The sequence below is a fragment of the Mesorhizobium sp. M0923 genome (assembly GCF_040319365.1).
In the GTDB taxonomy this organism is placed as follows: Bacteria; Pseudomonadota; Alphaproteobacteria; order Rhizobiales; family Rhizobiaceae; genus Mesorhizobium.
On record NZ_JAMYNW010000001.1, the window covers coordinates 399,287 to 419,436 of the forward strand.

General features: G+C 62.5%; 18 protein-coding genes. 9 read left to right on the top strand and 9 right to left on the bottom strand.

What is annotated here, in order from left to right; genetic code table 11:
* Positions 1 to 7: 7 nt before the first annotated feature.
* From NKH89_RS01880 to NKH89_RS01890, 3 genes are all read right to left on the bottom strand, one after another.
* Entirely contained in the window at positions 8 to 1,102 is a 1,095-nt protein-coding gene (locus NKH89_RS01880) for a YcjF family protein (RefSeq protein ID WP_352908353.1), read from the bottom strand.
* A complete protein-coding gene (locus NKH89_RS01885; RefSeq protein WP_352908354.1) occupies positions 1,099 to 2,577 on the bottom strand; it encodes a YcjX family GTP-binding protein in 1,479 nt (492 codons plus the stop codon). Before NKH89_RS01885 ends, NKH89_RS01880 begins: the two co-directional genes overlap by 4 nt.
* A 64-nt stretch (positions 2,578 to 2,641) precedes the next feature.
* The gene (locus NKH89_RS01890; RefSeq protein ID WP_023717817.1) at positions 2,642 to 3,145 is read right to left on the bottom strand and encodes a SixA phosphatase family protein; all 504 of its coding nucleotides are present in this window, start codon (positions 3,143 to 3,145) and stop codon (positions 2,642 to 2,644) included.
* Positions 3,146 to 3,404: 259 nt separating this feature from the next.
* On the opposite strand from NKH89_RS01890, the gene dksA reads away from it, so the two are divergent.
* A complete protein-coding gene (dksA, locus tag NKH89_RS01895; RefSeq protein ID WP_023717816.1) occupies positions 3,405 to 3,821 on the top strand; it encodes an RNA polymerase-binding protein DksA in 417 nt (138 codons plus the stop codon).
* A gap of 85 nt (positions 3,822 to 3,906) precedes the next feature.
* On the opposite strand, the gene NKH89_RS01900 is transcribed toward dksA, so the two are convergent.
* Complete coding sequence (locus NKH89_RS01900) at positions 3,907 to 4,659, bottom strand: flagellar biosynthetic protein FliO (protein ID WP_031193614.1); 753 nt, start codon at positions 4,657 to 4,659, stop codon at positions 3,907 to 3,909.
* 202 nt (positions 4,660 to 4,861) lie between these two features.
* On the opposite strand from NKH89_RS01900, the gene cckA reads away from it, so the two are divergent.
* Both cckA and NKH89_RS01910 read left to right on the top strand, forming a co-directional pair.
* Positions 4,862 to 7,435, top strand: a complete 2,574-nt coding sequence (gene cckA, locus NKH89_RS01905) for a cell cycle histidine kinase CckA (RefSeq protein WP_352494572.1) — start codon at positions 4,862 to 4,864, stop codon at positions 7,433 to 7,435.
* Between the two features lie 83 nt (positions 7,436 to 7,518).
* Positions 7,519 to 8,229, top strand: coding sequence for a purine-nucleoside phosphorylase (locus tag NKH89_RS01910; RefSeq protein ID WP_352844132.1), 711 nt, complete (start codon positions 7,519 to 7,521; stop codon positions 8,227 to 8,229).
* Positions 8,230 to 8,280: 51 nt separating this feature from the next.
* On the opposite strand, the gene NKH89_RS01915 is transcribed toward NKH89_RS01910, so the two are convergent.
* Complete coding sequence (locus tag NKH89_RS01915) at positions 8,281 to 8,676, bottom strand: hypothetical protein (protein WP_352908355.1); 396 nt, start codon at positions 8,674 to 8,676, stop codon at positions 8,281 to 8,283.
* 301 nt (positions 8,677 to 8,977) lie between these two features.
* Here NKH89_RS01915 and urtA point away from each other — a divergent pair, with 301 nt between their 5' ends.
* The 6 genes from urtA to NKH89_RS01945 all read left to right on the top strand — a co-directional run bounded on the left by urtA (position 8,978) and on the right by NKH89_RS01945 (position 15,161).
* A complete protein-coding gene (urtA, locus tag NKH89_RS01920) occupies positions 8,978 to 10,288 on the top strand; it encodes an urea ABC transporter substrate-binding protein (protein WP_352448748.1) in 1,311 nt (436 codons plus the stop codon).
* Between the two features lie 100 nt (positions 10,289 to 10,388).
* Positions 10,389 to 12,005 carry an urea ABC transporter permease subunit UrtB gene (urtB, locus tag NKH89_RS01925; protein ID WP_352908356.1) on the top strand — a complete coding sequence of 539 codons (1,617 nt, stop codon included), beginning with the start codon at positions 10,389 to 10,391 and terminating at the stop codon, positions 12,003 to 12,005.
* Complete coding sequence (gene urtC, locus NKH89_RS01930) at positions 12,002 to 13,234, top strand: urea ABC transporter permease subunit UrtC (protein WP_352855380.1); 1,233 nt, start codon at positions 12,002 to 12,004, stop codon at positions 13,232 to 13,234. Before urtB ends, urtC begins: the two co-directional genes overlap by 4 nt.
* A gap of 7 nt (positions 13,235 to 13,241) precedes the next feature.
* Entirely contained in the window at positions 13,242 to 13,988 is a 747-nt protein-coding gene (gene urtD / locus NKH89_RS01935; RefSeq protein ID WP_352789221.1) for an urea ABC transporter ATP-binding protein UrtD, read from the top strand.
* 70 nt (positions 13,989 to 14,058) lie between these two features.
* Positions 14,059 to 14,754: an urea ABC transporter ATP-binding subunit UrtE gene (gene urtE, locus NKH89_RS01940; RefSeq protein WP_126041867.1), complete on the top strand. Its 696-nt coding sequence runs from the start codon at positions 14,059 to 14,061 to the stop codon at positions 14,752 to 14,754.
* A 206-nt stretch (positions 14,755 to 14,960) separates the two neighbouring features.
* On the top strand, positions 14,961 to 15,161 hold the full coding sequence (locus tag NKH89_RS01945; RefSeq protein WP_023717807.1) for a hypothetical protein: 201 nt from the start codon (positions 14,961 to 14,963) through the stop codon (positions 15,159 to 15,161).
* Between the two features lie 45 nt (positions 15,162 to 15,206).
* Here NKH89_RS01945 and NKH89_RS01950 read toward each other — a convergent pair whose 3' ends face one another.
* Genes NKH89_RS01950 through uvrA form a run of 4 tightly spaced genes read right to left on the bottom strand, consistent with a single transcriptional unit; the run spans position 15,207 to position 19,841 of the window.
* Positions 15,207 to 16,013, bottom strand: a complete 807-nt coding sequence (locus NKH89_RS01950) for a DUF72 domain-containing protein (RefSeq protein ID WP_352494575.1) — start codon at positions 16,011 to 16,013, stop codon at positions 15,207 to 15,209.
* A gap of 29 nt (positions 16,014 to 16,042) precedes the next feature.
* On the bottom strand, positions 16,043 to 16,513 hold the full coding sequence (locus NKH89_RS01955) for a GNAT family N-acetyltransferase (RefSeq protein WP_352494576.1): 471 nt from the start codon (positions 16,511 to 16,513) through the stop codon (positions 16,043 to 16,045).
* A complete protein-coding gene (locus NKH89_RS01960) occupies positions 16,510 to 16,920 on the bottom strand; it encodes a DUF302 domain-containing protein (protein WP_352494577.1) in 411 nt (136 codons plus the stop codon). The genes NKH89_RS01955 and NKH89_RS01960 overlap by 4 nt, the downstream gene beginning before the upstream one ends.
* On the bottom strand, positions 16,920 to 19,841 hold the full coding sequence (uvrA, locus tag NKH89_RS01965) for an excinuclease ABC subunit UvrA (protein ID WP_352515887.1): 2,922 nt from the start codon (positions 19,839 to 19,841) through the stop codon (positions 16,920 to 16,922). Before uvrA ends, NKH89_RS01960 begins: the two co-directional genes overlap by 1 nt.
* Positions 19,842 to 20,150 lie beyond the last annotated feature (309 nt).

Below are 20,150 nucleotides of genomic sequence, written 5' to 3' on the forward strand. Positions count from 1 at the left end.
GCGGTAGTCACGTCTCGGAAGCGGATGTTTCTTTTTCTTTCTTTGCCGCAAAGGAGGTCAGCGCGGAAAGGAAATCGCCCAATCCTGGACGCCTGACGGCGTTAAAGGGCAGGGGCCTTGCCGTTTCCATCGCTGCAATGCCGATGCGCGCCGTCATCATGCCGTTGACGACGCCTTCGCCGAGCTTGGCCGAGAGCCGAGCCGCAAGGCCATGGCCGACGATCTGCTGGACGAAACTGTCGCCGACGGCGATCGACCCAGTGACCGCGAGATGGGCGAGAACGCTGCGCGCCAGGCGAAAAAAGCCTAGCGTGCCGGGGCGGCCGCCATAGAGCTCCGACAGACGGCGAATCAGCCGGCCGGCTTCGAACACGACATAAGCGACGTCGACCAGCGCGCGCGGACTGACCGCGGTCACCAGGGACACGCGCTTCGCCGCTTCGAGGATCATCATCTTGGCGCGGGCATCGAGCGGGCCGAGGATCTCGGTCTCGGCCAGCCGCACCAGATTGCCGCCATCGATGATCTCGCCGCGCAATTCGGCCAGCGAGCGCCTGCCGGCCGCGGTTTCGGACTTGGCCGCGACAAATGCCGACAACTCGTCGACCACGGCGCGGGCGGCCTTCGGATCATCGCGGGCAATCGCATCGAGCGCCCGCTTCTGCAACTTTTCGACCTCGGCGAGGCGAGCAATCGCCACGAATTCGCGGATAAGGATGACCACAAGCGCCAGGATGGCGATCAATGCCATTCCGGCCGCCAGCCAGCCCAGCCACTCGGCGCGCTCGAACAGGTCGCGAATCAGCTGGTCGGTCCAGAGGCCAAGGGCGAGCGAAACCAGAACGCCCAGCGCGCCGAAGAACAGGCAGCCAAGCAGCGAACGTTTTCGCGGCGCAATCGCCGGCGGCGGTTCGGCAGCGACGACATCAGGCTCGTCGAAGACGTCGATCTCCGCCGGTGTGACCACGGCAAGATCCGCCTTCACGTTACGCGGCTTTCGCGCCGGCGCGGCCTCGGCCCCGGAATGGCGAGCCGTCGGATCTACCTTCGGCTGGGGCTCCGGCTCGATGCGAAAGGCCGCCGGTCTGCGGGGCGCGCTCATGCGAGATGATCTCCGATCAGGAACTGCACCGCGCGGTCGAGCCTGATATGCGGCAGCGACAGCGTCACGCCCTCGGCCGTGCGCTCGAGTTTCGGCGGGCGAAAGCGCACGAAGCGGATCGCCGGGTCGTCATCGTTCTGCTGGTGCTTCGATTCGAAACCATCGAACACCGCATCAACTTTCTCCGGCAAATCACCGGGAAATATGGCTGTTTCGGTCTTTCCGTCAAAGGTTTCGCCATTGATTTTTTCGCCACGCAATGGCGTGCCGATAATGACCGGCAAAGTCTCACGGCCCTGCTTGACCGTGCCTTCCCGAGTCGCGCGCATGGCCGCCATGGCGACGACGTCGACGTCGGCACCAGTGAAATTCGCCCGCGCCACGGCGCGGTCGGCAAGCCGCCGCACGATCGCCTGCAGCCGGTCGTGGCTTTCGTGGTGCAGATGGTCGGCCTTGGTCGCGGCCACCAATATGCGGTCGATGCGTCTTGAAAACAGGTCGGTCAGGAAGTTGCCCCGGCCGGGCCGGAAACAGGACAGGATTTCGGTGACCGCGCGTTCCAGATCGGCCATAGCACCGGGGCCGGCGTTCAATGCCTGTAAGGCGTCGATGAGCACGATCTGCCGGTCGAGGCGCGTGATGTGTTCGCGAAAGAACGGTTTGACGACATACGTCTTGTAAGCCTCGTAGCGCCGCTCCATCATCGCCTGCAGCGATCCGGAGCGGGCGCGCCCGAGGCCGAGTTTCGGCAGCGGCGCAAAGGTCAGCGCCGGCGATCCTTCAAGATCGCCGGGCATCAGGAAGCGGCCGGGCGGTAGGGTCGAAAGCGCCCGCTCGTCAAGCTTGCAGGCCTTGAGGTAGGCGGCGAAGCTCTCGGCGAGACGGCGCGCCGTCATCTCGTCGGCGTCGTCGTTGGGGTCGACGGAGGCAGAGAGCGCCTGCCATTCCCGCGAAAGATCGACACGCACCGGCAACACGGCCATCTCGAAGGCCTCACGCGAAAAATCGGCGTAGGACTTGCCGAGCAGCGGCAGGTCGAGCAGCCATTCGCCGGGATAATCGACGACGTCGACGGACAATTTGCCGGCGGAAAACATGCGGCTCCAACCGGAGGCCGATTCGTATTCGATGGTGAGCCTCAGTTCGGAAATCGCACGCGTCGAGTCCGGCCAGACACGGTCGTCGACAAGAGCCGCGATGTGATCCTCGTACTGGAAGCGTGGTACGGCGTCGTCCGGCTGCTCTTCGAGAAAGGCCCTGGCGATGCGCCCCGATTTTTGTGCCTCAAACAGCGGCAAGCGTCCGCCATGGACCAGATTGTGCACAAAGGCCGAGATGAACACCGTCTTGCCGGCGCGGGACAGCCCGGTCACGCCAAGACGCAGCGACGGAGCGAAAAGCCCGGCAGCGCGGCCTGACAACGTATCCAAGGCGATCTTCGCCTCGTCGGTGAAAGTCGTCAGCGATGATGCCAAAATCTGTTCTCGCGGGGCCGGTCAGCCACCGATATAGGCTTTGAGGCGCGGCTTTGAAATGGCCTCAGATATCGGCAGGCGTCAGGAAGGCTTCGAGATAGCCGGCGCCAGGCGCAGCCTCCGCAAGACTGCCGTTGAACCGGACCACCGCAAGTGCGGAGGTCGGGAAGCCGTGGTTCAGCATGGCCCGCGCGGTCTCGTTGCCGTCGCCTGAGAGCGCCATGGCGAGATCCTCAATCATCGGATTGTGGCCAATGACGAGCAGGGCGTCCAGCCCGCCATTCTGCCGGACGGCAGCGAGGTACGCGGCGGCATCGTCGTTGTAGAGCGCGTCAAAGAACAGCACCCGGCCCGTGTCCGTATGGCCAGCTAAGCTTTCCAGCGTCTGGCGGGCACGCCTGGCGCTTGAGCACAGGGTGAGGCCCGGTACGTATTTGCGAGAACGCATCAGCACGCCCATCGCTTCGGCATCGGCGAAGCCAGATGTATAGAGCGGGCGGTCGAAGTCGGCGACGCCGGGCAGCGCCCAGCCGGCCTTCGCATGCCTCAGCAGGTAAAGTCTGGTCACCGGATCCCCGTTGTGCCGGGCACCGAACCCGTCAATACGCCGCAGGATTTGCCATCAGAAGAGCTCCGTGCGCAATGGCAAGCGTCCTTCAAGCATAGCGAATCATGTATGAATTCGGTCGTATTCTTCGCAAAAAGGGCATCGCGGATGCCGTTTGTCCGGGACTAACAATTGCGTGAAACAGTCGTCGATTGACCTTGTGCAGTTTTCGGTCCGCGAATATATAGGCGCCAAATTTGGGGTTTGTTGGGTGAGTCGAATGAACGACATCGTTACCGCCGATTACGTACCCTCCGAAGACGAGCCGTTCATGAACGAGCGGCAGAAATCCTACTTTCGCCTGAAGCTCGTCACCTGGAAGAACGACATCTTGCGCGAAGCGCGCGAAACTCTCGAAATCCTGCAGCAGGAAAACGCCAACCATCCCGATCTCGCCGATCGGGCTTCCTCAGAAACCGACCGCGCCATCGAACTTCGCGCCCGCGATCGCCAGCGAAAACTCATCTCGAAGATCGATTCCGCCCTCCAGCGCCTTGACGAAGGCACCTACGGCTATTGCGAGGAAACAGGCGAGCCGATCGCGCTGAAGCGGCTCGACGCGCGCCCGATCGCGACCTTGTCGATCGAGGCACAGGAGCGCCATGAGCGGCGCGAGAAGGTGTACCGCGACGACTGAGTCGGCGGGAAAAACAGAGCGGCATCGGTAAAGCGTTCAAAATGGCCGGTTTTCCGGCCATTTTCATTGGCCGTTCGCTATCAGCCTATCTTTTCTGATTGGACAACTCGCCGAGGAGCTTCGTCATCTCGTCGTCGAGAGAGGGCGATGCCTTCGCCACCGGCTTGCTCGGCGTTTGGCTGAAGCGTGGCTCGTCGAGGGAAACCTCCAGCTCCTTCATCAGCGCATCGTCGATCGACTCGTGCTGTGCCGGCGGCTCGTATCTCGCCGGGGAGTCCTGTCTTGTCGGCGGCGGCGCATGCCGTGAAGCATTGGCGTTGACGGATCCATAATTTGGCAACGGTGTGACGTTCGATGGCGGTTTCGGCGCCGGTGCCGGCATTGTTGCCGGCATTGTCGCCGTCTGGCGGGCTCGGACAGGGGTTGCGGCTACGCTTGCCGCCTGCGGCGGCGCTTGCCTCACCGGCGCGGCTGTGGTCTGAGCCGATCTTGCTGCCGGCTGGTGGCTGTTATCTCCGGTCAATGCCGGGCGGCGCAGCGCCGAGAGCCTGATGTCGCGCTCGACGACGACGTCGGTCGGACCACCGATCAAGAGCAGGTGCTCGATATCGTCGCGGCGCACCAGCACCAGCCGCCGGTGACTGTCGACCGCTGTGGCATCCATGACCGCCAGCCGCGTCTTGCGGTTCCTGCCGCCGGCGACGAATGTTCCGAAGGTCAGGCTGCGGACCAGCCTGATGATAAGAAGAATGATGAGCAGAAGGACAAGTACTGCAAACGTCCACAGGATTGCCGCGGCATAACCAGGACCCGCCACGCCATCCAGCCATTGCAGCATTGGTTCCCCCAAAATCAGCTTTCGAAGAGACGCGACACTAGACTGTTGCGGCAGGCCACCGCAAGTTGCCTTTCACGCTTCGTGAACAGCTTGAAACACCGGGAGCGGAACGGCGTCTTTTTAGCGGACATTTGCCGCCGGGCCTTTTCCCGACCCTGAGAATATGATTCAACCGACACCGGAATTCACGAGCAGGGGGAACATGGCCAAGGAAGCGCGCGGCGATTTCTATCCGGTACCTATCGTCGACCAGAACACGCGACCGGGCGCGGTCACCCGGCTCATCGTCTTCATCGTCGTCCTGACGGGGGCAGCGATCGTCTTCGGCCTTTTCCGCGAGCGACTTGGCGACCCATTCCTGCTCGGCATGCTTGGCGTGTTGGCGATGATCGGCGTCGGCTTTCTGTTCGCCACTGCGATCGGCTTCGTGCACGTCACGCCGCGCTCGACAAGCGACGAACTGTCGAAAGCTTTCGTCGATTCGATGTCGCAAGGCCTCCTGGTCACCGATACCAAAGGCCGGATCATCTACGCCAACCGGACCTATGCCGACATGACTGGCGCCGAGTCGGCCGCCGACCTCAAGACGGTCGAAGGTTTGCTTTCAGACGTTCCCGAGGCCTCAGTGACCATATACCGGCTGGCGTCAGGCCTGCGCGACGGCCAGGCGGGCGACGGCGAGTTTCGGCTCGCGCAGTCCATTCGGCCAGGCGCCGAATCGGGCGCGCGCTGGTACCGCGTCCGGGCCCGCGCGTTCAGCGTTCCAGGCCAGCGGCTGCCCATGCTTGCTTGGCAGCTTGCTGATATCTCGCGGGAACGGGCCGAGCAGGAGCGGTTCTTTCTCGACCTGCAAAAGGCCATCGATCACCTCGACCACGCGCCGGCCGGTTTCTTTTCGGCCGACCAGGAAGGCCGCGTCACCTATATCAACGCGACCCTTGCGGAGTGGCTGGGCATCGACCTGGCCAGCTTCACCCCCGGCGCCATCACGCTGCCGGAGATCGTCGCCGGCGACGGCATGGCGCTGGTCCGTTCGGTCAAGGCCGACGCGGGTACCACGCGCAATGCCGTTATCGATCTCGATCTGACGACGATGACCGGGGAGGCGTTGCCGGTGCGCTTCATGCATCGTGTTTCGGCCAGCCGAGAGGGGCTCAACGGCCCGACTCGCACCATCGTGCTCAACCGGACGCAAGGCGAGGACGCTTCGGCCGACCTTCGCGCCTCGGAAATACGCTTCACGCGATTCTTCAACTCGACGCCGATGGCGATTGCCGGCGTCGACCATGCCGGTCGCATCCTGCGCACCAATGCGCCGTTCCTGTCGCTATTTTCCTCGGTCGTCGACCGCGACGCGGTCGATCGGCGTGTGCGGCTGGATACGGTGATCCACGAGCGCGACCGGCCGGCCTTCGCCGCGGCGTTCGAAAAGGCACGCCAGCAACAGGCTGATATCGAGCCGATCGATACGGTGCTGCCCGGCAATGAGGAACGACACATACGCTTCTACGTCAATGCGGTCGCAGACGGCACCGGCGGCGAGGGCGCCGAGGAATCGGCCATCGTCTATGCCGTCGAGACCACCGAGCAAAAGGCCCTCGAGGGCCAGATGGCGCAGAGCCAGAAGATGCAGGCGGTCGGCCAGCTCGCCGGCGGCATCGCGCATGATTTCAACAATGTGCTGACCGCCATCATCATGGCCTCAGACCTGCTTTTGACCAACCACCGGCCGTCCGATCCGTCGTTCCCGGACATCATGAACATCAAGCAGAATGCCAACCGGGCGGCCTCGCTGGTGCGGCAGTTGCTGGCCTTCTCGCGCAAGCAGACGCTGCGACCGGAGGTGCTCAACCTGACCGACGTGCTCGCCGACCTAAGGATGCTGCTTGCCCGTCTGGTCGGCAACGATATCAAGCTCAAGATCGACCATGGCCGCGACCTGTGGCCGGTCAGGGTCGATATCGGGCAGTTCGAGCAAGTGGTGGTCAATCTGGCGGTCAATGCGCGCGATGCGATGCCGGCCGGCGGCGACCTCACCGTTCGCACCCGCAACGTCAGCGCCGGGGAATGCAAGACCTTTTCCTATCGCGAACTTACTCCGGCCGACTATGTGCTGGTCGAGGTCGAGGACAGCGGCAGCGGTATCGCGCCTGATGTGCTGAAAAAGATCTTTGAGCCCTTCTTCACGACAAAGGAGGTTGGCAAGGGAACGGGCCTCGGCCTGTCCATGGTCTATGGCATCATCAAGCAGACAGGCGGCTTCATCTTCTGCGATTCCGAAGTCGGCAAGGGATCCCTGTTCCGCATCTTCCTGCCGCGGCACATTGCGGAGGCAAGGAAGGCGGGCGAGGCTGGAGAAGTGCCGGCCGCACCTGCCAAGATCGCCGACTCAGCCAAGGATCTGTCGGGCTCGGCCACGGTGCTGCTGGTCGAGGACGAGGACGCCGTGCGCATGGGCGGCATGCGTGCACTGAAGTCGCGCGGCTACACCGTCCACGAGGCGTCGTCGGGCGTCGAGGCGCTTGAAGTCTACGAAGCGCTCGGCGGCAAGGTCGACATCGTGGTCTCGGACGTGGTGATGCCGGAAATGGACGGCCCGACGCTGCTTGGCGAATTGCGCAAGCGGCAGCCCGACATCAAGTTCATCTTCGTGTCCGGATATGCGGAAGACGCGTTCGCCAAGAACTTGCCGGCCGACGCACATTTCGGCTTTTTGCCCAAGCCGTTTTCGCTCAAGCAATTGGCCACGATCGTCAAAGACATGCTGGAATCCTGACCCTTCCAATGCTCCGCTTGCGCAATGCCGTGAGACTGCCATGATTGCAGGCGAAACGGGCGACGGGTTTTGGAAAGCATACCGTGACGCCACACAACGAGGCCAGCAAGGGCGACTACGCAAGCACGGTGCTGCTGCCGGGCGATCCGCAGCGCGCTGAGTGGATGGCACAGACTTTTCTGGAGGCGCCGCGCTGCGTCAACCGCCGCCGCGGCGCGCTTGGTTTTACCGGCCTGTTTCGCGGCAAGCCTATCAGCATCCAGTCCACCGGCATCGGCGTCCCGTCATTCCTGGTCTACGTGCACGAGCTGCTGGATTTCTATGGTGCGAAAACACTGATCCGCACCGGCACCTGCGGCGGGCTGACCGCCGAGCTGGCGCTGCGCAGTCTGGTGATCGCGCAATCGGTGCGCGGTGAAAGCTCAGAAAGCGTTCAGAGTTTCGGGCTCTATCGTGCCAACGCCAGCCCCGATCCGGCATTGTTGGCCCAGGCGTTGACCCGGGCCGCCGAACTCGGCATCGACCAGCGGGCCGGCCTGACCATCTGCAGCGATATTTTTTATCATCCGCAGGGGCGTGAGCGCTTTGCCGAAGCGCAGGCACAGGGCGCGCTCGCCGTGGACATGGAAACCAGCGCGCTCTACCGCATCGCGGCCGATTTTGGTGCCCGGGCACTGTCGATCCTGACCGTCGTCGACAATGTGGCAACCGGCGAGCAGACCGACTATTCCGAACGCCAGGGGCTTTTCACCAATATGACCCGGCTGGCGCTCGACGTGGCGGCGGAGAGCTAGGCGGCTTTCTGCCTTCCGGTGCTAATTCTCACGAGGTTGCGCATATTTTTTTCAACGTTTGGTGCAGGTCGAGGCGGTAAAGGCACCGTCCGGCTGCTTCATGATGATGTCGAAGGAGGGGGTGGTTCCGCTTTCCAGCGTCGCTTGCGTAAGCGAGATCGAGTTGCCGCCGGCGGTGTAGCCGCCGAGCGGACCCAGCCAGGTGATCACGCCGTCTGCATCCATCTGATAATTATAACTCTGCGTCGCGGTGCCGAAGCTCACCGGACCGCTATAGACGTTTCCGTTGATGGTGATGTCGCCGAGGCTGAGGAACATGCCAAGCAGATAGACTTCGCAATGATAGGGGCCGTCCGGCAGCTTGCCGTCGCTGAAGCCGGCGCGCGCTACGGTCGTCGTCGCCAGCAGAAGCATGGTGATGAAAATGCAAGACGTTCGGAAGGCCATGGCGTCGCTCGTTTAAGGGTTCGAACTTGCCCCATTTCGCTGCGGCGCTGCAATCCTCGCCAGCGCTCAAATGATGCTGCTCAAAATTCGGGCATTGGCCCGTATATGAGTAAAACTTAGGCTGATACGGGTGATCTTTTCTCAGTTCGAACCTGGCAGGCGAGGTTCATCTCCTGCGCCTAATGCATTAACCGACTGACAGAGCTGGGAAATCTCAGATCCTCCGATTTTGCTCCGGTGATTGGCACAGCCGTTGCATGGTCTGTTCCGATGCAGTTAACCAGCTTGGGAGTTTAAAAGTATGAGGGGCAGTTTCTCGACAATAACAAAAATGTTTTCGGCCGGCGTGGTCACCGCCGGCCTGCTGATGAGCATTCCCGCCAAGGCGGCCGACGACACCATCAAGGTCGGCATCCTCCATTCGCTGTCAGGAACCATGGCGATCTCGGAGACGACGCTGAAGGACGCCATGCTGATGCTCATCGAAGAGCAGAATGCCAAGGGTGGCCTGCTCGGCAAGAAGCTCGAGGCGGTGGTCGTCGATCCGGCTTCCAACTGGCCGCTGTTCGCAGAAAAAGCGCGCGAGCTGATCTCGAAGGACAAGGTCGCGGCGGTGTTCGGCTGCTGGACCTCGGTGTCGCGCAAATCGGTGCTGCCGGTGTTCAGCGAACTCGACAACATCCTGTTCTACCCGGTTCAATATGAGGGCGAGGAGAGCGAGCGCAACGTGTTCTACACCGGTGCGGCGCCGAACCAGCAAGCCATTCCCGCGGTCGACTATCTGATGAGCGAGGATGGCGGTTCGGTGAAGCGCTGGGTGCTCGAAGGCACCGACTATGTCTATCCGCGCACCACCAACAAAATTCTTGAAGCCTATCTGAAGGCGAAGGGCGTTGCTGCCGAAGACATCATGGTCAACTATACGCCGTTCGGCTTCTCCGACTGGCAGACCGAAGTCTCGGCAATCAAGAAGTTCGGCTCGGCTGGCAAGAAGACCGCTGTCGTCTCGACCGTCAACGGCGACGCCAACGTGCCGTTCTACAAGGAACTCGGCAATCAGGGCATCAAGGCCGAGGATATTCCGGTCATGGCCTTCTCGGTTGGTGAGGAAGAGCTTGCCGGTCTCGACACCGCGCCGCTCGTCGGCCATCTCGCCGCCTGGAATTATTTCGAGAGCGTCGACACGCCCGAGAACGCGAAGTTCATCGCCGATTGGCACAAATTCATCAAGAACGACAAGCGCACCACCAACGACCCAATGGAAGCCCACTATATCGGCTTCAACATGTGGGTGAAGGCGGTAGAGAAGGCCGGTACCACCGATCCGGACAAGGTCATCGACGCCATGGTCGGTGTCTCGGTGCCGAACCTGACCGGCGGTTATTCGACCATGATGCCGAACCATCATATCACCAAGCCGGTGCTGATCGGCGAAATCCAGGCCGACGGCCAGTTCGAAACCGTCTCGCAGACGCCGGGCCTGGTGATGGGCGACGAGTGGTCCGACTACCTGCCTGATTCCAAGGATCTGATCTCCGATTGGCGCGCGCCTCTATCCTGCGGCAACTTCAACGTTGCCACCGGCAAATGCGGCGGCAAGGGAACCAACTAATCCTCCCGGTCTGTCCTCCCAGACCGCAAAGCCTCCGGGCGGGCTCCTTCTCCAGCCTGCCCGGAGGCGACATTCAACCTCCAAGAGCCACCAGAAACCGATGATCCTGATCCGCGCGATTGGCCTGATGCTGCTGCTCCTCCTGGGGGCGCTGCTGCCGTCGAACGCCAGCGAAGCAGATCTGCGCGCCGTCATCGCCAAATTCGCCACTGCCGCCAATTTTCCGGCGATCGAAGCCGTCGTGCGCGAGCTTGCGGCTTCCGGCGATCCGGCCGTCGAACGGCCGCTTGCCGCGCTTGCGGAGGGCAGCCTTTACGTCCGCAAGGCCGATTCACTGGTCTTTGTCGGCAAGGAGAGCGGCGACGGTATTGAGCTGCTCGATGCGCTCACCGGCGAAAAATCGGGCGAAGCTGCCAAGGCCGACATCACCAAGATCAAAGTCAACAACACGCTGCGCCGCGTCATCCGCGACGCGCTGGGCACACTGACGCTTGGCTCCAAGGACCCGGCCGTGCGCATTGCCGCCGCCGACACCATGTTCAAGACGCCGGACGCGGCAAACATCGAGCCGCTCGACACCGCCATCGCCAATGAGAGCGTGGCAAGCGTCAAGGCGCTGCTCGAACATGCCCGCGCCGCGTCGGTTCTCGTTTCCGACAGGCTGGAGGCCGACAAACTGGCGGCTATCGCTCTCATCGGCGCGCGCGGCGACCGCGATGCGGTGTCGCTGCTCACGCCTGTAGAGGCCAATTCCGAAGGTGCGGTGAAGGACGCGGCGACGGCTGCGATCGCCAATATCAATTCGACGCTGGCGCTGTGGGATGCCGGCCAGAATATCTGGTACGGCATATCGCTCGGATCGGTGCTGCTGCTGGCGGCGATTGGCCTGGCCATCACCTTCGGCGTCATGGGCGTCATCAACATGGCGCATGGCGAGATGGTCATGCTCGGTGCCTACACGACCTTCGTCGTGCAGGAGGTGATCCGGAATTCCTTTCCCGGTCTGTTCGACTGGTCGCTGGTCATCGCCTTGCCGCTGGCCTTCCTAGTGGCGGCGCTCGTCGGCCTTGTCATTGAGCGCGGGCTGATCCGCTTCCTCTACGGCCGGCCGCTGGAGACGCTGCTGGCGACATGGGGTGTGTCGCTGATCCTGCAGCAGGCCGTACGCACCATCTTCGGGCCGACCAACCAGGAGGTAGGCAACCCGTCATGGATGTCCGGCTCGTTCAATATCGGCCAGCTTGCCGTGACATGGAACCGGCTCTGGATCCTGGTATTCGCGCTTGGCATGTTCGCGGTGCTGCTTCACGTGATGAAGCGCACGCCTTGGGGGCTGCAGATGCGTGCCGTCACCGCCAACCGCCGCATGGCCGCCTCGATGGGCATCAGGACGCCGTGGGTCGACGCCCTGACGTTTGCACTCGGCTCCGGCATTGCCGGCATAGCCGGTGTCGCGCTCAGCCAGATCGACAACGTCTCGCCCAATCTCGGTCGTGGCTACATCATCGATAGCTTCATGGTCGTCGTCTTCGGCGGTGTCGGCAATCTCTGGGGCACGCTGGTCGGCGCCTTCTCGCTCGGCATCGTCAACAAGTTCCTCGAACCTTATGCCGGAGCGGTGCTCGGCAAGATCGTCGTCCTGGTGCTGATCATCCTGTTCATCCAGAAACGCCCGCGCGGCTTGTTTGCGCTCAAGGGCAGGTCGGTGGAAGCATGATCACGGGACGTTTCTTTGCCGCCGGCGCCGATCGTCGCGTCGCCATCACCATCTTCGTCCTGCTGGCGGCCGCCATCGTCGTGCCGCTGCTCAACCTTGCGGTCTCGCCGACAAGTTCCTTCTACGTGCCGTCTTATATCGTGGCGCTCACCGGCAAATATCTCTGCTACGCACTGCTCGCCTTGGCGCTCGATCTCGTCTGGGGCTATTGCGGCATCCTCTCGCTCGGCCACGGCGCCTTCTTCGCGCTCGGCGGCTATGCGATGGGCATGTACCTGATGCGCCAGATCGGCTCGCGAGGCGTCTACGGCAATCTGCTGCTGCCCGACTTCATGGTGTTCCTGAACTACAAGGAATTGCCGTGGTTCTGGTATGGCTTCGACCATTTCTGGTTCGCGGCGGTCATGGTGCTTGCGGTGCCCGGCCTGCTCGCCTTCGTCTTCGGCTGGTTTGCGTTCCGCAGCCGCGTCACCGGCGTCTATCTGTCGATCATCACCCAGGCGATGACCTATGCGCTGCTGCTTGCCTTTTTCCGCAACGACATGGGTTTCGGCGGCAATAACGGCCTGACCGATTTCAAGGACATTCTAGGCTTCAACGTGCAGGCCGACATGACACGCTCGGCGCTTTTCGCGGCCAGCGCCGTCATGCTCGCGTTTGCCGTCTTCGTCACCTGGGCAATCGTCGGTTCCAAATACGGCAAGCTTTTGATGGCGGTGCGCGACGCCGAAAGCCGCACGCGCTTTCTCGGCTGGCGGGCAGAGAACGTCAAACTGTTCGCCTTCACCGTGTCGGCGGTGATGGCCGGCATCGCCGGTGCGCTTTACGTGCCGCAGGTCGGCATCATCAACCCTGGCGAGTTCGAGCCGTCCAATTCGATCGAGGTGGTGGTGTGGGCGGCCGTCGGCGGGCGCGGCACCATCGTCGGACCGATCATTGGCGCGCTTCTGGTCAATGCCGGTAAATCCTGGTTCACCGGCGTGCTGCCGGAGTTCTGGCTGTTTGCGCTGGGCGGCCTGTTTGTCGCCGTCACGCTGTTCCTGCCCAAGGGCATCATCGGCATGTGGGATTCCTGGCGCGGCAATGCCAAGGCGCTGCGGGCAGCCTCGATTGCCGAGGAAGCCGGCACCGATCCTGACACGCCGGTGCCGCCGAAAACCGATCGCTCGGCGGCGAGAAGGCCGGGCGACTGGTCGGCCTCCGGTGCCGAACCGCAGCCGGCGGAGTGATGGCCTGATGTCGAAGAGCAACACCATCCTCTATCTCGACGGCGTGTCGGTTTCCTTCGATGGTTTTCGCGCCATCAACAACCTGTCGCTGGTGCTCGACAAGGGCGAGATGCGGGCGATCATCGGCCCCAACGGCGCCGGCAAGACGACGATGATGGACATCGTCACCGGCAAGACGCGGCCCGACGCGGGCGAGGTCTTCTTCGACGGCGAGGTCGACCTGACTAAACACGACGAGGCCGAAATCGCCATGATGGGCATCGGCCGTAAATTCCAGAAGCCGACCGTCTTCGAAAGCCACACGATCGAGGACAATCTGATGCTGGCGCTGAAAGGCCCGCGCTCGATCTTCCCGGCACTGTTCCATCGTCGCTCGGCCGCGGAAGCGCGGCAGATCGACGACATTCTCGGCATCATCCGGCTTGGCGACAAGCGCGACGAACTCGCCGCCAATTTGAGCCATGGCCAAAAACAATGGCTCGAGATCGGCATGCTTTTGGCGCAGGATCCGAAGCTGCTGCTGGTCGACGAACCGGTTGCCGGCATGACAGACGCCGAGACTGAGGAAACCGCGCGGCTGCTTAGAGACATCGCGCGCGACCATTCGATCATCGTCGTCGAGCACGACATGCATTTCGTGCGCGAGCTCGGCGTCAAGGTTACCTGCCTGCACGAAGGCTCGGTACTTTCCGAGGGCTCGCTCGACTTCGTTTCGGCCGACGAGCGCGTCGTCGAAGTCTACCTGGGGAGATGAGCATGGTCTGGCGCGTTCCGTTCCATCATTTCGACCTTTCGTTTTTCAGGCGTTGGAGAAAGCGCTGACCATGCTCGAAGTCTCCAATGCCACGCTGCATTACGGCGCCGCCCAGGCGCTGCGCGGCGTCTCGCTAAAGGCCGGCGCCGGCAAGATCACCTGTGTGCTCGGCCGCAACGGCGTCGGCAAAACCAGTTTGATGAGATCGATCGTCGGCCATCACCGGCTGACGAGCGGAAGTGTTGCCTTCGAGGGGAAGGCGCTCGACCGGAGCGCGGCGTATGATCGCGCCCGGTCGGGCATCGCATTCGTGCCGCAGGGCAGGGAGATCTTTCCACTGCTTACGGTGCGGGAAAACCTCGAATCGGGATTCGCGCCGCTGAAGCGCGCCGACCGCAACATTCCCGGTCACGTCTTCGAGCTGTTTCCGGTGCTGAAGCAGATGCTCGCGCGCCGCGGCGGCGATCTGTCCGGCGGCCAGCAGCAGCAGCTTGCCATCGGCAGGGCACTGGTGATGCGGCCGAAACTGCTGGTGCTCGACGAGCCGACCGAAGGCATCCAGCCGTCGATCATCAAGGATATCGGCCGCGCCATCCGCTATCTGCGCGACCAAGCCGGCATTGCCGTGCTTTTGGTCGAACAATATCTCGATTTCTGCCGGGAATTGGCCGACGAGGTCAATATCATGGACCGCGGCCAGATCGTCCATACCGGCCCCGCCGAGGATCTCGACCGGGCGGACGTGCGGAAATTCCTGACCGTCTGAATTCTTATTGATTCTATTACTTTGCAACTCTGGCGCGCCGAAGATTGCGTGCTAGATTTTGCTTGGCCTTGGTGAGTCGGCCGCTTTCCGTACCAGTTCCAAATTGGCAGATCAGGGGAAGGCGCGGGCCGCTTGCGCGCAAGCCGCTCCCTCCAGCGATCTGTTGTCGTCCAACATTTCGGGTGCTTGGGAGCCAGGGCCAGACGATGGAGCGCTATGTCGAGGACTACCAGAAACGACGGCTCACGGAGCGTGTCGACATCATAACCGCCATCAATATTCTGAAATCGCAGGGATATGAACACGACGAACTTATCGCGGAGATCACCAAGGTCTTCTATGTCGATCTCGATGCTTTCAACGAGATCGTCAGGGTTGATCGGCGTCCGGACGAGCGCGCCGCATAGGCGGTAGTCTAGGAGCCGGCCAGCCGGACCGCCGACAGCGGGGCGTCAGCCTGCGACCCGCTTCATCAGCGCGATGGCGCCGAATGGAGCGCGGACCTTGCCCTCGGTGATGAAGTAGACGAACACGTCGCGTGGCTTGACCGGCGCGTCGGTCGAAGGATCGGCGCGCGGCAGCTCGGCCGGTACCTTGCCCTGCGCCCAAGTCTTGGCGCGGGCCGCCCATTCGTCGAGCGCCTTGGGCGTATAGCAATCGGGATTGTCGTCGCTGCCGGTCTGCAGCCGCGCATAGATGAAATCGCCGGTGACGTCGGCAATCGCTGGATATTTAGCATGATCAGCAAAAACGATCGCGACCTTGTGCTTGCGTGCCAAGGCGGCGAACTCGGGCACGACGAAGCTGTCATTGCGCACCTCGACCGCGTGGCGCAGCGCAACGCCGTCCTGCTTCTCCGGCAATAGCTTGAGGAACGCCTCGAAGTCGTCCGGGTCGAACCGCTTGGTCGGCGCGAACTGCCACAGGATCGGCCCAAGCTTGTCGCCAAGTGCCGCGACGCCCGACCCGAGGAAGCGCATCACCGATTCGCCGGCCTCGCCGAGCACGCGGCGGTTGGTGACGAAGCGGTTGCCCTTCAGCGAATAGACGAAACCATCCGGCGCCTCGTTGGCCCATTTGACGAAGGTCGGCTCCTTGAAGCTCGAATAATAGGTGCCGTTGACCTCGATGGTCGGCACCTGCCGGCTGGCGTAATTCAGCTGCTTGGCCTTCGACAATTTGTCCGGGTAGAAGGACGTGTCCCAGGGCTCGAAGGTCCAGCCGCCCATGCCAGCGCGGATTGTTCCTGATTGAGTCATGGTAGTCCTCCCGGTTTGCAGAAAAAGGATCACGCGATGGCGGTCGTCTCGACGGCTTTCGCCATGTCGACGACCGTCCATCCTGGCCGATATGGATTGGGCCGGCGACCCGTTTCGCGAAAGCCGTAGGCCTTATACAACGAAACGTTCCGTTCCATTCTGGAATTGGTGTAGAGTCGGATTTCAGGCAAGCTCCACAGGCGCGTCTGTTGCTCGGCCCAGTCGAGCAGCGCTATGCCGAAACCCTTGCCTTGAAAGGCGGGCGCAACGGCGACGCTGAAGATCACTGTGTGGTCATCGTGCCGTTCGAGAACGATCAGGCCGGCCGGCTGTCCGTACTGCTCCGAAAGCCAGACCTCGCCGCGTTCTATGCGCGGCGCATAGTCCTCGGTGACGGGGATCGGCGGCGCTCCGAACAGGGCAGTGTAGGGCGCGTAGGCGTCGGTGGTGAGCGAGATCACCGTAGGGAGATCATCGGCCCGAGCGGCTCTCATGATCAAAACTGGCCCGCGCCGGCAGCGGCCGCAATCACCTTGTCCATGCCGGCGGCGATCGCAGCGACGGCATTGCGACTAGCGTCGCCCAAGCCGTGGCGTTCCGCCAGCCAGTGTGCGTCATTGTAGGAGAGCCAGACCGTGCCTTGCTCGTCCTCCCAAGCCAGCGCCTTGACCGGCAGATCGATGCCGGCAAGCTGCCGGTCCTGCATCAGTGGCGTACCGCCTTTGGGATTGCCGAAAATCAGGAGCTGGGTTGGACGCAGTGATGTTTCGACATTGCGCGCACCGGCGGCGTGGTCAATGCGGGCGAAGACCAGCAATCCTGCACGTTCCACAGTCTCGACCAGGCGATCGATGGTTTCGGCCACGCCGAAGCTGCTTTGGACCGTGATGAGACCGTTCTTTGCCATCACTCCGCCGCTTCGCGCTTGCCTCCGGGGCGCCGCTCCAGCAATTCCCTCAGGAACTGCCCGGTATAGCTGCGCTTTTCGCGAACGATGTCCTCCGGCGTGCCGGACGCCACCAGCTCGCCGCCGCCGTCACCACCTTCGGGGCCAAGATCGAGAACCCAGTCAGCGGTCTTGATCACCTCTAGATTGTGCTCGATGACGACGACCGTGTTGCCCTGGTCGACCAGCTCGTGCAGCACTTCAAGCAGCTTGGCGACATCGTGGAAATGCAGGCCGGTGGTCGGTTCGTCGAGGATGTAGAGCGTTTTGCCGGTTGCCTTGCGCGACAGTTCCTTGGCGAGCTTGATGCGCTGCGCTTCGCCGCCCGATAAAGTCGTCGCCTGCTGGCCAACATGGATGTAGCCGAGGCCGACCCGTTTCAGCGTCTCCAGCTTGTCGCGCACGCCGGGCACGGCGGCGAAGAAATCGACGCCTTCCTCGACCGTCATGTCGAGCACGTCGGCGATGGACTTGCCCTTGAACAGCACGTCGAGCGTCTCGCGGTTGTAGCGCTTGCCGTGGCAGACATCACAGGTGACATAGACGTCGGGCAGAAAATGCATCTCGATCTTGATGACGCCGTCGCCCTGGCAGGCCTCGCAGCGGCCGCCCTTGACGTTGAACGAGAAACGGCCCGGCTGGTAGCCGCGCGCCTTGGCCTCCGGCAGGCCGGCGAACCAGTCGCGGATCGGCGTGAAGGCGCCGGTATAGGTTGCAGGGTTGGAGCGCGGGGTGCGCCCGATCGGCGACTGGTCGATATCGATGACCTTGTCGAGGAATTCCAGCCCTTCGATGCGGTCGTGATCGGCAGGATGCTCACGCGAGCCCATGATGCGGCGTGACGCCGCCTTGAACAAGGTCTCGATCAGGAAGGTCGACTTGCCGCCGCCGGACACGCCGGTGACGGCGGTAAACGTGCCGAGCGGGATTTCAGCGGTGACGTTCTTCAGATTGTTGCCGCGCGCGCCGACGATCTTCAGCCGGCGGTTCTTTTTCGCCTCGCGCCGAACCGCAGGCGTCGCCACTTCGAGCTCGCCCGACAGATATTTGCCGGTGATCGAGGCGGGCGTCGCCATGATCTGCTGCGGTGTGCCCTGGGCGATGATGTGACCGCCATGGATGCCGGCGGCCGGGCCGATATCGACGACGTAGTCGGCATGCAGGATGGCATCCTCGTCGTGCTCGACGACGATGACCGTGTTGCCGATGTCGCGCAGATGCTTCAGCGTGTCGAGCAGGCGGGCATTGTCGCGCTGATGCAGGCCGATCGACGGCTCGTCGAGCACGTAGAGCACGCCGGTCAGGCCGGAGCCGATCTGCGAAGCGAGGCGGATGCGCTGGCTCTCGCCGCCCGACAGCGTGCCGGAGTTGCGCGACAGCGTCAGATAGTCGAGACCGACATCGTTGAGGAAGCGCAGCCGCTCGCGGATTTCCTTGAGCACGCGCACTGCGATCTCGTTCTGCTTGTCGTTAAGCGAAGCAGGCAAATCGGTGAACCACTGGTCAGCCTTGCGGATCGACAGCTCGGTGACCTCGCCAATGTGCTTGCCGGCGATCTTGACTGCGAGCGCCTCGGGCTTCAGCCGGTAGCCGCGGCAGGCCGGGCAGGGCGTGGCCGACATGAAGCGCTCGATCTCCTCGCGCATCCAGGCGGATTCGGTTTCCTTCCAGCGGCGCTCGAGATTGGGGATGACGCCCTCGAAGGTCTTGGTCGTCTTGTAGGAGCGCAGCCCGTCATCATACTGGAAGGCGATTTCGCGCTCGCCAGTGCCGTGCAGGATGGCTTGCTTTGCCTCTTCGCTCAAATCCTTGAACTTGTCGCCGAGCTTGAAGCCATAGGCAACGCCCAGCGCTTCCAGCGTCTGCGCATAATAGGGTGAGGTCGACTTCGCCCACGGGCTGACGGCGCCGGCACGCAGCGAGACATTCTCGTCGGGCACGACCAGGCTGGCGTCAATGGCGCGCTGGCTGCCGAGCCCGTCACAGGTCGGGCAGGCGCCGAACGGATTGTTGAACGAGAACAGCCTGGGCTCGATCTCGGGAATGGTGAAGCCGGACACCGGGCAGGCGAATTTTTCCGAGAACAGCATGCGCTCATGCGTCTCGTTCTTCGACTTGTTGACCGAATCCTCGCCGGTCTGGCTGGCGTCGAGCGGCTTGTCGGCAAATTCCGCCACCGCCAGCCCGTCGGCCAGCTTCAGCGCAGTCTCGATGGAATCGGCGAGCCGCGTCGCCAGATCGCCGCGCACGACGATGCGGTCGACGACGACGTCGATGTCGTGCTTGTACTTCTTGTCCAGCGCCGGCACGTCGGCGATCTCGTAGAAGACGCCGTCGACCTTGACGCGCTGAAAACCCTTTTTCTGCAGCTCGAGCAGTTCCTTGCGGTACTCGCCTTTGCGGCCGCGCACCATCGGTGCCAGGATGAACAGCCGGGTGCCCTCTTCGACCGCAAGCACCCGGTCGACCATCTGCGAAACCGTCTGGCTCTCGATCGGCAGGCCGGTGGCCGGCGAATAGGGGATGCCGACGCGGGCGAACAAAAGCCGCATATAATCGTAGATCTCGGTGACGGTGCCGACCGTCGAGCGCGGGTTCTTCGAGGTGGTCTTCTGCTCGATGGAGATGGCCGGCGACAGGCCGTCGATCTGGTCGACGTCCGGCTTCTGCATCATCTCGAGGAATTGCCGTGCGTAGGCCGAAAGGCTCTCGACATAGCGGCGCTGGCCTTCGGCATAGATGGTGTCGAAGGCAAGCGACGACTTGCCGGACCCCGACAGGCCGGTCATGACAATCAGGCTGTCACGCGGCAGGTCGAGATCGACATTCTTCAGATTGTGTTCGCGTGCCCCGCGAATGGAGAGATATTTATGGTCGGCCATCGCCGGTCGCCGCCTCAGAATCTGGAATTCGTGGGATGGGCGGGTTTTCCCGACCACCCCCTATGTAGGTAATTTCGCCGCCTTTTCGAGAGACGCCACAACTCTCGACCAATGCGTTTAACCGCCTTTCGCGCGAACGGGCAAGCGGAAAGAACAAAGGCCGAACACGCTCCTGACAAAAGCTGCCCCTACAGCCGGCTTCACAATGCGTCTCGCGATCACATTTTTCGGTAATCGGCTATTCAAGGTTGACGTCCATGGGTCACGGGGGCAGACTCCAAACGTCAACGAAGCCGGCCGTCTTTCGAT

Excerpts from the sequence above, each read along its gene's own strand:
- NKH89_RS01880 (WP_352908353.1), bottom strand. The coding sequence starts at position 1,102 with ATGAGCGCGCCCCGCAGACCGGCGGCCTTTCGCATCGAGCCGGAGCCC.
- dksA (WP_023717816.1), top strand. The coding sequence starts at position 3,405 with ATGAACGACATCGTTACCGCCGATTACGTACCCTCCGAAGACGAGCCG.
- NKH89_RS01900 (WP_031193614.1), bottom strand. The coding sequence starts at position 4,659 with ATGCTGCAATGGCTGGATGGCGTGGCGGGTCCTGGTTATGCCGCGGCA.
- cckA (WP_352494572.1), top strand. The coding sequence starts at position 4,862 with ATGGCCAAGGAAGCGCGCGGCGATTTCTATCCGGTACCTATCGTCGAC.
- NKH89_RS01915 (WP_352908355.1), bottom strand. The coding sequence starts at position 8,676 with ATGGCCTTCCGAACGTCTTGCATTTTCATCACCATGCTTCTGCTGGCG.
- urtA (WP_352448748.1), top strand. The coding sequence starts at position 8,978 with ATGAGGGGCAGTTTCTCGACAATAACAAAAATGTTTTCGGCCGGCGTG.
- urtB (WP_352908356.1), top strand. The coding sequence starts at position 10,389 with ATGATCCTGATCCGCGCGATTGGCCTGATGCTGCTGCTCCTCCTGGGG.
- urtC (WP_352855380.1), top strand. The coding sequence starts at position 12,002 with ATGATCACGGGACGTTTCTTTGCCGCCGGCGCCGATCGTCGCGTCGCC.
- urtD (WP_352789221.1), top strand. The coding sequence starts at position 13,242 with ATGTCGAAGAGCAACACCATCCTCTATCTCGACGGCGTGTCGGTTTCC.
- urtE (WP_126041867.1), top strand. The coding sequence starts at position 14,059 with ATGCTCGAAGTCTCCAATGCCACGCTGCATTACGGCGCCGCCCAGGCG.
- NKH89_RS01945 (WP_023717807.1), top strand. The coding sequence starts at position 14,961 with ATGGAGCGCTATGTCGAGGACTACCAGAAACGACGGCTCACGGAGCGT.
- NKH89_RS01950 (WP_352494575.1), bottom strand. The coding sequence starts at position 16,013 with ATGACTCAATCAGGAACAATCCGCGCTGGCATGGGCGGCTGGACCTTC.
- NKH89_RS01960 (WP_352494577.1), bottom strand. The coding sequence starts at position 16,920 with ATGGCAAAGAACGGTCTCATCACGGTCCAAAGCAGCTTCGGCGTGGCC.
- uvrA (WP_352515887.1), bottom strand. The coding sequence starts at position 19,841 with ATGGCCGACCATAAATATCTCTCCATTCGCGGGGCACGCGAACACAAT.